The following is a 239-nucleotide window of genomic DNA, read 5'->3' as shown; positions in this document are numbered from 1 at the left end:
GCCAACGTGGGGTACTTCGGGGCGAGGGGCTCGCCGGTCAACCCGTGATAGGTCGCGGTGGCGGTCATCTGCTTGCGGCGGCGCATCGGCTCCGACACCCGCAAACCGACGACCAGCATGTCGGTCACCGACCGAAACCCGAACCGGCGCTCCGCATTCCGGTCCGACAACTCGACGATCTGCCGGTCACCCTGAAACGTCAACCGGTTGATCGCCCGTTCATTGGCTGCCGCGACCTC

Annotated in this window: 1 pseudogene; it reads right to left on the bottom strand. The window is 66.5% G+C overall.

From position 1 onward, the window contains the following. Positions 1–239, bottom strand: a pseudogene (locus tag ACPXB3_RS22705) (HNH endonuclease); the annotation flags it as partial.

It is taken from the genome of Gordonia sp. DT219, from assembly GCF_049847065.1.
Lineage (GTDB): Bacteria > Actinomycetota > Actinomycetes > Mycobacteriales > Mycobacteriaceae > Gordonia.
The sequence above is the reverse complement of the archived record's forward strand: the minus strand, read 5'-3'. Positions and strand labels throughout refer to the sequence as shown.